Genomic DNA, 14,529 nt, shown 5'->3' with positions numbered 1-14,529 from the left:
TGCCGGCACTCCTTATTATTAACTTATCTGAAGTCCACCTTTACTTCCACACCATCATCTGCATTTTTCATCTCACAGGTAAATCCATGGCGATCCATGATGGTTTTGACGATGGATAAGCCAAGCCCGGTTCCTTTGTGTCCATGTCTGCTGTTATCCCCTTTGACAAATGGATTCCAGATACTCTTTAAAACATCTTCCGGAATCGGCTTGCTTGTATTCTGAATGGAAAGGCTCTCATTGCTCATCTGAACTGTGATCTTTCCATCCTTTGTAACATACTTAACCGCATTATCCATCATATTCATAACTGCCTGATACATCAGAGTCTCGTCTGCATCGATCTGGCAGCTTCCCTGAATGTCAAGCCTGATATTTTTAGTTTTAATTGTTTCCGCATATACCTCTGCTGCCGTATTTATGATGCTTCCAATATCAACTTTAGTCTTATGAAGCTCTGTATTTACATCCTCTGCCTTTGCCATATCAAGGATGGATGCAACCTGTTCATTCATTGCCTTTACTTCATTTAATATCCCTTCCATATAATACTGGTTCTTCTCAGGATTCTTTCCTGATTTCAGATTCTCGGCATACAGAGAAATAACGGCAAGCGGGCTTTTGAGATCATGCGCCATCGCATTTGAAGTTGTTCGTCTGTACTGCTCCATATCATACGCTGATTTATAAGATCTGTACATTATATATGCGATCACAAGTGAGATCAATGCACTTCCAAGCACTACTCCAAGCCATGTGTAAATGATCATATGTCCCATCAATGACTTTGCAATATTATAATGATAATCTATGACCGCAAAAGCAGTATTATCATTGTTGATAGGAAATGCATAGACTGTATGTGTGCCGTATGCACATTTTTCTATATCTTCCACATATTCCCAATTGGAATTATTCTGATAATCATTCACGATATCATCCGTACCTGTATACCGATCAACCTTTAACGATGTTGGTATACAGCCAACGACTCCATGCGGAATGGTAAATTCCGAACTCTGATCCAGCTTCACATAACCATCCGGTATCTCTGATACCGTTCTTTCCTGTTCCTCCCCATCTGCAAAACAGGTATAGGAAGCCGGATAAAACTGCATTCCTGACACATAGACCTCATTCATTTTATCGAATGAAAAATCCGCAGACATATCCTTCATTTCAGGAACAGCAGTTCCAAATATATCATTATCACAATACAACATATATTTGTTCTCAGATGTATCATTGATCTGAAGAAATACCTTATCCTTCTGATCCGTGATCTCGGTCAGATTACCGGCATCGTCCTTCTGATACAGATGAATAAATCCCTGCATACTGACCACCTCGCTGTCATTTAACACAGCCATTGACAGATTATTCAAATATATCATATTTCCAATATAATGATTATACGGTGTCTGGAACTCGTACTCTGCGTCTTTCTGTTCTTCAAGCTCCGTCTGATAAATATCCCAGTATTTCACGCCTGCCTGACGGATCGTCTTTTCTGCTGCCTGCACATTGCTCGATATATTATTCTGAAATGTCAGGTTTAAAAATGCTGTAATGATACCCCCAAGTATCGATGTTACAATAATAAACGGAATAAAAATCTTTAAAAAGAAGGAATAAAACTTCTTCTTTTTTCCATAATATTTCTTTTCTTTTTTCTTCATATAATAGTCCACCTCTCTGATCTGATTACTCCATCCGATATCCTTTTGCAAATACAGTCTTTACCAGTTTACCGCTGTCACCAAGTGCTTTGCGAAGCTTCTTTACATGGTTGTCAACCACACGGTCACCACCATCGTAATCATACCCCCATAACCGGACAAGCATATCATCCCTTGTCACGATCATGCCCTTATGCTCCATCAGGTATTTGAGCATCGCATATTCTTTTGGTGCAAGCCGGACCTCTTCTCCTGCTGCCTCAACAAGCAGTCTGTCCGGATACATCTTGATGTCTCCCACCTGGATCACCTGATTCTTCGTCCACAAGCCTTTCGACCTACGCAAAAATGACTGGATCTTCGCCTGAAGCTCTGCCATGGAAAATGGTTTCACAACGTAATCATCACAACCGAGATCGTACCCATAAAGCCGGTCTTCTTCTCTGCCTCTGGCGGTCAGAAAAATGATCGGAACGTAACTCTTTGCCCGGATGGCTCTGCATATCTCAAATCCATCTGCCCCCGGCAGCATCACATCTAAAAGTGCCAGATCATATTCATGTTCGTACACCAGAGCAAGTGCCTCGTCTCCGTCCGCCGCCCAGGTAAATGTGATCTCACTCTCTTTCATGTAATCCATGATGCCCTCTGCAATTCCTGCTTCATCTTCTACCAGTAAAATGTTGTAACTCATAGCGCTCCCCATTTCCAGAATTCATTTTTTAATCTCTCGATATCTTAGATTCTGAACCTATCATACATGGCAATTATATCCTATTTGTATCCTGTTGTACACAAATGTAAGTTTTCAAAACGAAAAGAACGTCCTTCTGCCTGGTATCAATGCCCATTATATAACTCGTTACGATTTCTGTTTGTTGCACATAACTTATTCGTAAATACTCCTGTGCTAACTCGCCTGCGGCTGAGCGGAGCACTTAGTGAAGACGAGCGTTAACACGAAGTCTGAGGTTAGTGCGTGCCATGTAAGTACACTTAGTGAAAACAAGCATTAGCGTAGTTTGAGCTTAGTGTAGCTTACTCTGATCTGGTTATGTGCACCGCACAACGAAATCTCACTGATGTTATATTAATGAACATTGATACCAGGCAGAAGGACGTTCTTTTTATTTTTTCTTCTTATTATTTTGCTACTACAAATTCTGTTTCATCCAGATCTTCGGAAGCTAAGATATCAAGCAAACGAAACGCTGGTCCGGTTGGGTGTGTTCTGCCACACTCCCATGCCTCTACTGTTTTCTTCGAAACACCCATATAAGATGCAAAAACTCCCTGTGTCATTCCTGCCCGCATCCTGATCTCACGAATTTCTGTATTTGAATATTCTTTCACTGGCATTATCATATATGTTTTTACGCGAGCTTTTCCCTGTCCTTTTTCATACTCTATTGCTTCTTCCAATCCCTGTTTTAAATCATCAAATAATGAACCCATAGAAATCATCTCCTATTCTTTGCCGTTTCCTCTTTCAAAGATTTTACCAACTTCTTAAGTACATTTTTTTCTTCATTTGTCAGATTTTCCTGACTTTTCTTTTCAAATGCAGTTATTAGATAGGTAACTTCATATTCTGCAAAATCCGTATAACATACACGAACACTACCACTCTTTCCTCTATTTTCTAATGGGAACCGTACCTTACGTATTCCACCAGTTCCTTCCATTACCGGTCCTGATTCTGGATTTTTTAATAGCATAATTTGCAATGCTCGTAACTCATCTTCCCCAAGCCCTATTTCTTTCCACCGTTTTGTAAATAATGGTATTTCAATAAATGTTCTTATCATTCGCTAATTCATCCCTCCTTTTTTCTAAATAGTATACCCTATTTTGTAGGGTGTCAATCTTTTTATTTAATCTGTTTTGTCTAATATCCTATTTTACACGATCACAAATTATTCAAAATAAAAGGAGCATCCCTTTACCGAATATATATCCAGTAAAGAGATGCTCTATTATTTTATAAAATCTCATCCAAATAGTCTAATAGCTCCGGTAATGTCTTTCTTCCAAATGCTACATGTTCATCGTTCACAACAAGGCATGGTACGCTCATAACCTTATAGCGTTTCTGATAAGATGGATATAGCATCACATCGTAAATCTCTGCTGTAACCTGTGGATTTTCTGCGGCTATTTTCTGTGCTGCGATGACAAGATCGGGGCACATGGAACAGGCAAGTGTTACAAGAATCTTGATATGAAGCGGCTTTTTGATCGCATGAATACGCTCCATAATCTGTGCATCCACTTCTTGTCCCGGTCCGGCAGCATTATACAATCCAATCACAAAAGAAGTGAATTCATGTCCACCCGGTACACCATGGAAGCCAAGCCCGGTATCACTTCCGTCTTCTCCCAAAATCCTGACAAATGGTCGTTCGTTTGCCGGAACAGAATCCCCGTCTGCCCCTTCCTCTGCTACGATTACACTGAGCTTTTCGGTTCGTCTGCTCATAGCTTCCATATATTGTTTTAGCTGCACTGACTCCTGCTTCTGATTCAGATATAATTTCAGGATCAGCGGATGCGCCATGCGGTCAAAGACCTCATCTAACTGCTTTTCCGTCTCTTCATCAAAGAACTCGTCCGACAATGAATCTTCTGCTTCCGGCTGTTTCTGTTGTCCCGTTTTATGCATTTCATATCCGGTATTTTCAGCGACCACAGGCTGCATTCCTTCACGCTTTTTCTCCTGTGTAACATTCTTCTCCTTTGATTGTTTATTTTCCCGCAAATTCCGTGATGGCTTTGCTCCATTCTTTTTCTGCATGGCTGCCACATACCGTTCAAGCTCTGTCGCTGCAACTGCACCATCACCGACTGCCGTCACTACCTGACGAAGATTTTTCTGGCAGACATCGCCAGCCGCATAAACACCCGATATACTGGTCTGTCTGGAAGCATCCGTAATTACATATCCCTTTTCATCAATCTCTGCTTTTCCCTGTAGCAACGAAGTCTCCGGCTCGTATCCGGCAAATACGAAAATACCAAACGTATCTCCTTTTGGCGCATGATATACACTTTCTTCTCCTGTTTTCACATTTTTATACACCAGTGTTGTCAGGACATCTTCACCCTCCGCGCGGACGATCTCAGTACTGGTAAGCACCGTAATTTTTTCATTTGCTCTGGCTTTATCCGCCGATGACTTAGGGCAGGAAAAATCTTCGCCCCGGATCAATATCGTCACATGGCTGGCATACTTGGTAAGGAATACACTTTCCTCCGCAGCAGCATAACCGCCACCCACAACAAATATTTCCTTGCCGGTGAAGAACTCTCCATCACAAGTTGCGCAATAAGCTACGCCCCGTCCTTTAAACCGTTTCTCCCCCTCAAATCCGATCATTCTCGGATGTGCTCCGGTTGCGAGCAGAATTCCATAACAGGAAAAGTCGCCCTTATTTGTATGCACGATTTTATATTCTCCATCTACATCCAGCTTTTCAACCTCTGCCATCAGGAATTCTGCACCAAAATTCTTTGCCTGTCTGTACATAGCAGCGGTCAGGGATTTTCCATCTGTTTTCTCTATTCCCGGATAGTTCACCACCTCTTCTGTGATCGTGATCTGTCCACCAATCTTCTCTTTCTCGACAACAAGCACCCGGTAACAGGCTCTCGCCAGATAAATAGCTGCTGTAAGCCCCGCCGGTCCCGCGCCTGCAATCATCACATCATACATATTTTCATTCTTCATTCTTACAATCTCCCTACAAGATCCAGACTTGGACGCAGTGTAGCTTCTCCCGGCTGCCATTTGGCAGGGCAGACCTCGTCTCCATGCTCCGCAACAAACTGGCATGCCTGCAATTTACGAAACAGTTCATCTGCATTTCGCCCGACATTGCCTGCACTGACTTCATAGGAAACAATTCGCCCTTCCGGGTTGATGATGAAGCTGCCACGTTCAGCCATCCCATCTGATTCGATCATCACTTCAAAATCTTCACATAATTCATGATTTGGATCTGCCAACATCGGAAACGTGATCTTTCCAATCTTTTCCGATGTATCATGCCATGCCTTATGCACAAAATGCGTATCTGTTGATATGGAATAAACCTCACAGCCGGCAGCTTTAAAATCCTTATATTTATCCTGCAGATCTGACAGCTCCGTCGGGCAGACAAATGTAAAATCTGCGGGATAGAAGAAAAATACACTCCATCCGCCTAATATGTCGTCCCTGGTTACCGTTTTAAATTCACCATTTTGATATGCATGCACAAAAAAATCGCTTACTTCTCTGTTAATCATCGACATTGTTTAATCTCCTTTATCAAACATTATTTCTGATTAATATTACCTGTAAGCGATTTTTTATACTGTTAAACCTTCTTCACATCTTCTGCAATCTGTTCTGCTGTCAGATGATTTTCTTTTAATACTTCATTTACATCGTAGCGGTCATAGAAGAATTTCTTTAAACCGTAATTCAGAACCTTCATATCAGAATCACCATAGAAGCCGGCGATTCTCTGACCGAAGCCACCTTCCAGATAACCATCCTCTAATGTAATTACGATATCATGATCTTTCTTCAGATCATTCAGAAGTTCTTCATCCATACCGGAAACATACAGTGGGTTAATGATGGTTGGCGCAACTCCTGTCTGCTCCTCGATCAGTGCTGCCGCATCTGTTCCAAGCTGATAGAAAGTACCTGCACCGATAACGGCAATCTTGCTTCCCTTTTTAGTTACTTCGTATTTATTTAACTGACTGAAATTCTTTGTTACAGCCTTTCCGTCCGATACCATCGCAGCTCCCGGAAGCTTGATTGCAACCGGATGCTCTGTCTGCTCCACGCTCCAGTCAAGCATTGCCAGATATTCCTCTTTGGTTGTCGGTGCCAGATACACAAGCCCCGGAATACTTGTAAGCATCGGAATATCCTGTAATCCAAGATGTGTCACATCATTCATTCCATATACAGATCCCGCAAATACAACGATCGTTGCAGGGTTGTTATTGATACACAGATCCTGTGTCAACTGATCATATGTCCGCTGGATAAATGAACTGTATACACCATATACAGGCTTGCCGCCATTTGCCGCAATACCGGATGCCAGTGCAACCGCTGTCTCCTCTGCGATACCTACATCAATAAACTGGCTGCCCGCTTCTTTTCTCTTATCCTCTGTAAATCCCATAACGGTAGGTGTTGCCGATGTGATCGTAACTACAGATGGATCTTCCTTCATTTTCTTTAAGAGATAATCTCTGGTTACGTCGGAATAATCTTCTCCGTCAAATTCCATCAAAGGCTTTCCTGTTTCAAGGTCAAATGGCATACACCAATGCCACTGTTCCTTATTCTGTTCTGCCGGTGCATAGCCTTTTCCTTTTAAAGTTTTAATATGCACGACAACCGGTTTCTTACTGTCTTTTACAGATTCAAATGCTGCGATCAATGCAGCAATATCATTTCCTTTATCTACATATACATAATCAAGTCCCATCGCACGGAACAGATTACATTCTGCCTGCCCATTTGTCTCACGAAGCAGTTTCAGATTCTGATACAAACCACCATGATTCTCAGCGATCGACATGTCATTATCATTTACAACAATGATCAGATTGCCACCAAGCTCAGCCGCATAGTCAAGACCTTCCAATGCCTCGCCACCGCTTAATGAACCATCACCGATCACAGCGATCACGTTGCCGTCTTCCTTTTTCAGATCTCTGGCTTTCGCAAGGCCACAGGCAAGACTGACAGATGTAGATGTATGTCCGATCTCAAAGAAATCATACTCACTTTCTTTTGGATTTGTATATCCGGATACATCATCGTAATGTTCTTCGTAGAGATAAGCATCCTTTCTGCCTGTCAGCATCTTATGCGGATAGCTCTGGTGGGATACATCATATACGATCTTGTCCTTTGGTGACTCAAATACATAATGCATCGCAATCGTTGCTTCTACCATACCAAAATTCGGGCCAAAGTGTCCGCCATGCTTACTTGCCCGGACAAGCAGTGCCTGCCGCATCTCTGCTGCCATCGCCGTCATCTCTTCTATATTCAATTTTTTTACATCTTCAGGTCCGTTAATCTGTTCAATATACATAATTTCTAACAATCCTCCTTATCCCATGACAATACGCCGGTCTGTACCGCTTTCTCATAGCGCGATACCTTATAGGCAAGCCGCTTCATGGTCTCCTCGATCTGTTCTTTCTGTTCCTGCAATGCGTCATATTGTTCCTGCAATAGCTGTCGTCTTGCTTCAAACGTCGTATCTCCCATCTGATACAGTTTCACATATTCAATCAATGCCTCGATCGGAACGCCTGCATTCCGCATACAAACTGCATTTTCTACCCAGCCGAGATCCGATTCCTGATAATCTCTGATTCCACTCGGAGTTCTTGTAACCGGTGGAATCAGTCCTACACGCTCATAATACCGAAGGGTATCCTGTGAGATACCAAATTTCTCACTTACTTCCTTGATCGTCATCTGCGCCACCATCCTTCATTTGGTTTTTCCTTACTATAGCACTTGGAGTTCACTCAAAGTCAAGATATTTTTTGCCAGTCTATAGATGAAATGTTTATTGTGATATATGCCACTGCCGCCTGTATAGCCTGCAGAATACGCTACGCTTTCTACTCGTCACACGCGCCTATCCGCTCATGCTCCTGTGCAACTCGCCCTTCGGGCTCAGACAGGCACCCGCATTCGCTGCCAGCGTGTTCCTCATTACGAAATGCTCGCTATGATTCTGCAGGCTATACAGGCGGCAGTGGCATATATCACAATAAACAATACACATTATTTAATAAATTCTGCCGTCAACACCATGATTTTTTCCAGATTCTTCAGATTCTTCCATACATCGGCTGTCTCTAAGGAATGATTTGCTTTCTCTATCACATGAACCGGAATCCCTGCTTTTTGACAACGATCTGTAATTACAGCGGTGCTCTCCACCCACGGATCAGCCGTTCCCGTAAATGCTATCGCTCTCCCCGACAGATCAGATGCGCAATTGTCAAATGTCGCCTCAAGCGGAGTATACAGCACATGCCTGCATGGTATCTTATGTCGTTCTGCGTAAGTAGTCGCAATGATCGTTCCTACACTTTTTGATAAGAATAAAATGCTGTCATACCCGGAAAAATCTATATCTTTTAATATTTCCTCTGTCTGTCCGTACAGGTCTTCAAATGCTGCCTGCATTTTTACCGGATCGCCTTTGACGTTTCCGATCCGATTCACATATTCTACGTTCTTATATTCTTTATATCCTACGGATTCTGCTACGCGCCTGCCATAATATAACAGTGGCTTGTCGCAGTGATAGCCGATTCCCGGAAAACATACTACCAGCTTCATCTTCATACCTCCTGACGGAGTTATTATAACACAAAAAACTGTGGTGGGAGGATATCTGTATATCTTCCCATCCACAGTTTTTCAATGAATATTATTTTTACGATTTAGATTTATTATTTATTTTACGTTTATTGTTTTTTATTTGAATATTATTTTATGCTTCCTTTTCAGCAGTCTTCTCATGCTTCATAAGAACAAGTTTTCTGATACATGTAATTGCTACAATGATACCAAGTACGATAAGGAATACTGCAACAATGAGCTGAAGTCCTTCAACAAGGAATGTACCGGTTCCGGCCTGGAACTTCTGGATATTTCCGATTACGTTGAGAACGATAGCTGTAAATGTTACAGCAAGCATTATAAGCATTGGTGGATAAAGCATTGCATGCTTTCTGCTTGTTGCCTTGAGGAATACTGCTACACCAATCAGTACAAGTGCTGCAAGCATCTGGTTTGCTGATCCGAAGAGTGGCCATACATTTGAATATCCACCCTTGCAGAGAAGGTAACCAAAGAACAATGTTATAACTGTAGCTAAATACTTATTTGTAAGAATCTTCTGCCATACAGGCATCTGAGATGGATCTGTAGTATCTCCCATGAACAGCTCCTGGAATGACATACGTCCGATACGTGCGACTGAATCAAGTGATGTAAGAGCAAGTGCTGATACACACATGGTCATGAATACATTCGCTACTGAATTTGGAAGTCCGAACTTCTCAAGGAAACCTGCGATACCCTGTGAGAAGATCTGGAATGGTGTAAGTCCTTCCGGTGCTTTTCCTCCAACTGCTACTGCACCAACTACGATCAATGAGATAACACCGAGGAGTGTCTCAAGGATCATTGCGCCATAACCTACAAATAACATATCTTTTTCATTTCTGATCGTCTTTGATGATGTTCCTGATGAAACAAGGCTGTGGAAACCGGAAACCGCACCACAGGCGATTGTTACAAACAGTGTTGGGAACAGATAACTCTTAGCACCTGTTGACGATACAACTGTGAAACCATTGAAAGCGTTCAGTCCCATATCCGGATGTCCAACCAGAACACCGACAAATGCTCCAACCAACATACCAACAAGCATGAATGTTGTCATGTAATCTCTTGGCTGCATAAGTAACCACATAGGAAGTACGGATGCAAGGAACAGATATGCCATGATAACGTAGTTCCACTGGTTACCGTTTAAGTACCAAGGAAGCTTCATACCTACTGCAAACATTGCAACGATGAGGACGATAGCTACGATTGCTTTCACCCACTCCTTCATATTCTTGCAAGTCTTCATAACAACACCGAGCACCATAGCGACAACAATGAATAACATAGATACTGTAGCGGCTGCTGCGCCGTTAAAGTTCTTTGTTACTGCTCCGTCAGCACCTGTTGTAAATCCGTTAAATGTTGATGAAACCATAGATGTAAAGGCTGCAATAACAAGAAGTGTAAAGAGCCAGCAGAACAGTGAGAAGAATCTTCTTCCTGCCTTGCCTATGTACTTCTCAATAACAAGTCCGATGGACTTACCCTCATTTTTAACGGATGCATACAGAGAACCGAAATCCTGTACTGCACCGAAGAATACGCCTCCGACAAGCAGCCAGAGTAAAACCGGTACCCATCCAAACATTGCCGCAATGATTGGTCCCTGTACAGGTCCCGCACCTGCGATGGATGAAAACTGATGTGCAAATACTGTAAGCTTTGATGATGGTACATAATCCTTTCCATCTTCATTTGCAACGGCCGGGGTCTTTGCATTTGCATCTATGCCCCATTTCTTAGCAAGCCATCTTCCGTAACCTAAATAGCCAGCTCCTAAAACTACTACTGCGATAAGAATAATTACCAAACTATTCATATCATTCTCCTTCCTTCCGCCATGTGGCAGATACTTGATTATAGTATGTTCACAAAGAGTTTATACAAAAACATATCTTTTATAGGACAACCTTTCCTATAAATTAAAAAAAGCTTTCGTCTTCATGTAATTTCATAAAGACGAAAGCCTTTAAACTTCCGCGTTACCACTTTATTTGCCATTCAAAAAAATGACCACTCAACCTCATCTCATAAGCTCACACTGTAGAAATAAGTTTCTTTGTAACGGTAGAAAACCGGTGACACCTAATGTCCATATCTGGAATTCAGTGCACTGCTCGCAGAGGATAATCACTAAAAACATACACCGTCTCACACCACCCGGCGGCTCTCTGAAATACTCCTTTTTTAATGATCGTATTCTGTTCGTTGCATTTGCTCTTTGTTAACTGCTAATTTAGCACTCTGTTTTTTTGTTGTCAAGAGCGATTTTAAATTTTTTTGACTTTTTCTGAATGATTTTTCCCTATTCTTTACCATCCCAACAATAAGTACACAGCTTGCACTTATCGATTCCAACGGATTCCAGCATATCGTCCAAGCGATTGAAACGCAATGATGTAAAGTTCAGTTCCTTACGGATCTCCTCAACCATTGTTTCGTATTTCTCAGATTCCGGATCTGCATACTCCTGTAATACCTCATCGGTTACATTTCCATTCTCCAGACGATCGATCACACGACGGGTGATCAGATCCATTTCTGATGATGAACGAGAGAAATTCAGATATTTACATCCATATAATAACGGAGGGCATGCCGGACGGATATGTACTTCCTTCGCACCACTCTCATATAAGAATTCAGTTGTTTCACGAAGCTGGGTTCCTCGTACGATCGAGTCATCGATCAGAAGAAGGCTCTTATCACGGATCAGTTCATCCACTGCTAACAGCTTCATCTTAGCGATCAGATTTCTCTTACTCTGGATCGTTGGCATGAAGGAACGTGGCCAGGTCGGTGTATATTTGATAAATGGTCTGGAAAATGGGATTCCGGATTCATTTGCATAGCCGATTGCATGAGCAATACCGGAATCCGGTACCCCGGCTACAATATCCGGCTTTACGTTATCACGCTTCGCCATTGCCTTACCACAATTATACCGCATCTGCTCTACACTTGTGCCCTCATAGGAACTGGATGGATAACCATAATATACCCAGAGGAAGGTACAGATCTTCATTTCTTTATTCGGATTGACCAGCGTGATACAGTTCTTGTCTGTCACGACAGCGATCTCTCCCGGTCCAAGTTCCTTATAGTCCTTATATCCAAGATTTTTATATGCAAAATTCTCAAAGGTTATACAATAGGCATCTTCTTTCTTACCGATAACAACCGGTGTTCTGCCGTATTTGTCACGGGCTGCATAGATTCCCGCCTGATTCATCAACAGAATGGATACAGAACCATCGATAGAATCAAGCGCAAACTGAATTCCTTCGATCAGATTTTCCTTCTGATTGATCAGTGCTGCGATCAACTCCGTTGCATTGATATCGCCGCCGCTCATTTCTAAGAAGTGAGAATGTCCATTCTCGAACAGCTTCTTTGTAAGTTCACCTATGTTATTAATCTTACTGACTGTTGTAAGTGCATAAGTGCCATGATGAGAACGTACGATCAATGGCTGCGGTTCGTAATCGGAGATACATCCGATTCCCATATGACCACTCATTTCCTGAACATCTTTGTCAAATTTTGTACGAAATGGTGCATTCTCAATATTGTGGATCGCACGATTAAATCCGTCTTCTCCGTATACTGCCATTCCGCCTCGTCTTGTTCCCAGATGTGAATGGTAGTCGATACCAAAGAACAAATCAAATACACAATCCTGCTTTGATGCTACGCCAAAAAATCCGCCCATTGCCTTTTCCTCTCTTTTCTAAAACTCTCATGACATTCCTCAACAAATGCTTCCATAACGAGATGTATCCATATATATTCTTTATTTCACAGAACACTTGCGTTCTATTTTTACGCAACGGTACTAAGCTCTCTGCTAATCGCAGATCGCTAAGGACCGGCGTAAAAAGAGGTCTGTTACATAAAAATATATATGTCTACATCTCTGTTTTCTAGTACAATCTCATATCTCTTTGTCAATTCATATCAATATTTTCTTCAGTGATAATTCTTCGTTTTTAATAGAAAAACTTACTAAATTTCTGATTATCTTTTCATAAGTTGGTAAATGCCGATATATCCCGTATTTTAGGGCTTTATCGGTATTTTCTTTTTGGAAGATACCTTGCATAAGCTGGCATTTACCAGCATGAAAATGCAACCAAAAGTAGTAAATGAGTAGTAAATATAAGCTCCGATATTAACAAGCCAGTCTTTCCAGTTCTGCTTTTGCAGATTGAAATGTACCGTGTGCATAATAGCCAAGTGTCATGGTTATGTTAGCGTGTCCCATAAGATATTGCAGGGTGTTTGGGTTCATTCCTCTGTTTGCCATATTCGTACAGTAAGTATGTCGGAATGAATGTGGTGTGATGTTCGGTAACTTGTCCGTGTGATACTTGTTATACTTCTTAATTAGTCCTCGCACCATGCCCTCATAGTTTCCTGCAACTTTAGGTAAGCCCTCACGGTTCAAGAATAGGAAATTGCTATAACCACCTACAATCAACGGTTGTGCCTTTCCTCTGTTCTTTAGTATTCTTTGGATTGCTTGATAAGCCCGTTCTGTCAATGGAAGTTCTCGTTTTCCGTTTTTGGTCTTTGGCGTTTCAATATAGTAGCCGATTTCGCTGTCTTTCAATAACTGGTGGTCTATATTGAGTATTCTGTTCTGCATATCAATATGCGTCGTTAGTCCGCAAAATTCAGAAATACGAAGTCCCGTTTCCAGCAGAAGCACAACCTCATCATAATACTTGCTGTAAATCTTATCCTTTTCCATAAAGGCAAGCAGGCGTTCTTCCTGCTCTGGTGTAAGGATAACTTTCTGCTCCGTATCATCTTCCAGAACATCACTTAGCTTAAATTCAAACGGGTTCTTTCTGATACAGTCGTCTTGTATCGCCATGTAAAATGACGCTTTCAAGGAACGCTTGTAGTTATCAATCGTTTTATAGGCGTATCCTTTTTCGCTCATTCTGATAGCCCATTCTTTAGCGTCCGACTGCTTAACAGTATCAATCGCCCTCATACCCAATGGGTCATTTTTCAGAGCGTTCATAAGATACTGTCGTCCTTTTTCAGTAGCCCTCTTGATGTTCTTTCTTTGGCTGTTCTTCTTGTCGTAGAGCTGGCAGACTGTCATTTTACCGCCTGCTGTATCGATACCGTCGTTAAGGTCTTTTTTAATCTGTGTTTCTTTTTCCCTCAACGATATATCATCACGCTTTCCAGCAGGTGTCTTGTCTGTCGGTACAAGTTTCCAAGAATAGATAAATTGTGGCTTTCCGTATATATCGGTATATTTATAAACGTATCTTCCGTCTTTTCGCTGGCTCTCTCCATTACGCAAATTGCGATTTTTACTGTCTTTTCGTTTTACATTAGACATAGTGTAAAGCTCCTTTCCGTCATGGAACGAGCCGTGATACGCTATATTTA

At 41.8% G+C, this 14,529-nt stretch carries 12 protein-coding genes and 1 other annotated feature; all 12 genes read right to left on the bottom strand.

Going from position 1 to position 14,529, the window contains the following annotated elements:
* Positions 1–23 precede the first annotated feature (23 nt).
* Positions 24–1,679: a HAMP domain-containing sensor histidine kinase gene (locus tag DWW85_RS08355; protein WP_117808304.1), complete on the bottom strand. Its 1,656-nt coding sequence runs from the start codon at positions 1,677–1,679 to the stop codon at positions 24–26.
* A gap of 25 nt (positions 1,680–1,704) precedes the next feature.
* Positions 1,705–2,373, bottom strand: a complete 669-nt coding sequence (locus DWW85_RS08350) for a response regulator transcription factor (protein ID WP_021944813.1) — start codon at positions 2,371–2,373, stop codon at positions 1,705–1,707.
* Between the two features lie 449 nt (positions 2,374–2,822).
* The gene (locus DWW85_RS08345) at positions 2,823–3,134 is read right to left on the bottom strand and encodes a helix-turn-helix domain-containing protein (RefSeq protein WP_021944812.1); all 312 of its coding nucleotides are present in this window, start codon (positions 3,132–3,134) and stop codon (positions 2,823–2,825) included.
* Between the two features lie 5 nt (positions 3,135–3,139).
* The gene (locus DWW85_RS08340; RefSeq protein ID WP_008399964.1) at positions 3,140–3,487 is read right to left on the bottom strand and encodes a type II toxin-antitoxin system RelE/ParE family toxin; all 348 of its coding nucleotides are present in this window, start codon (positions 3,485–3,487) and stop codon (positions 3,140–3,142) included.
* A 173-nt stretch (positions 3,488–3,660) separates the two neighbouring features.
* Positions 3,661–5,406 (bottom strand): FAD-dependent oxidoreductase, encoded by a 1,746-nt coding sequence (locus DWW85_RS08335; protein WP_021944811.1) that lies wholly within the window; start codon positions 5,404–5,406, stop codon positions 3,661–3,663.
* 2 nt (positions 5,407–5,408) lie between these two features.
* Positions 5,409–5,972 (bottom strand): alkyl hydroperoxide reductase subunit C, encoded by a 564-nt coding sequence (gene ahpC / locus DWW85_RS08330; protein ID WP_117785555.1) that lies wholly within the window; start codon positions 5,970–5,972, stop codon positions 5,409–5,411.
* A 65-nt stretch (positions 5,973–6,037) separates the two neighbouring features.
* Positions 6,038–7,789, bottom strand: coding sequence for a 1-deoxy-D-xylulose-5-phosphate synthase (locus DWW85_RS08325; RefSeq protein ID WP_117785554.1), 1,752 nt, complete (start codon positions 7,787–7,789; stop codon positions 6,038–6,040).
* Positions 7,790–7,794: 5 nt separating this feature from the next.
* Positions 7,795–8,181: a MerR family transcriptional regulator gene (locus tag DWW85_RS08320; RefSeq protein WP_117808355.1), complete on the bottom strand. Its 387-nt coding sequence runs from the start codon at positions 8,179–8,181 to the stop codon at positions 7,795–7,797.
* Positions 8,182–8,496: 315 nt separating this feature from the next.
* Positions 8,497–9,060 carry an alpha/beta hydrolase gene (locus DWW85_RS08315; protein ID WP_117808303.1) on the bottom strand — a complete coding sequence of 188 codons (564 nt, stop codon included), beginning with the start codon at positions 9,058–9,060 and terminating at the stop codon, positions 8,497–8,499.
* A 154-nt stretch (positions 9,061–9,214) separates the two neighbouring features.
* Complete coding sequence (locus tag DWW85_RS08310) at positions 9,215–10,936, bottom strand: carbon starvation CstA family protein (protein ID WP_117808302.1); 1,722 nt, start codon at positions 10,934–10,936, stop codon at positions 9,215–9,217.
* A 133-nt stretch (positions 10,937–11,069) separates the two neighbouring features.
* Positions 11,070–11,335: a binding site (T-box leader), on the bottom strand.
* 87 nt (positions 11,336–11,422) lie between these two features.
* Positions 11,423–12,829 carry an amidophosphoribosyltransferase gene (locus DWW85_RS08305; protein WP_021944805.1) on the bottom strand — a complete coding sequence of 469 codons (1,407 nt, stop codon included), beginning with the start codon at positions 12,827–12,829 and terminating at the stop codon, positions 11,423–11,425.
* Positions 12,830–13,288: 459 nt separating this feature from the next.
* The gene (locus DWW85_RS08295; RefSeq protein ID WP_003062094.1) at positions 13,289–14,479 is read right to left on the bottom strand and encodes a site-specific integrase; all 1,191 of its coding nucleotides are present in this window, start codon (positions 14,477–14,479) and stop codon (positions 13,289–13,291) included.
* Between the last annotated feature and the right edge of the window lie 50 nt (positions 14,480–14,529).

The organism is Clostridium sp. AF17-21AC (assembly GCF_003461365.1).
Taxonomy (GTDB): Bacteria; Bacillota; Clostridia; order Lachnospirales; family Lachnospiraceae; genus Coprococcus; species Coprococcus ammoniilyticus.
This window is presented reverse-complemented; position numbering and strand designations above follow the sequence as displayed.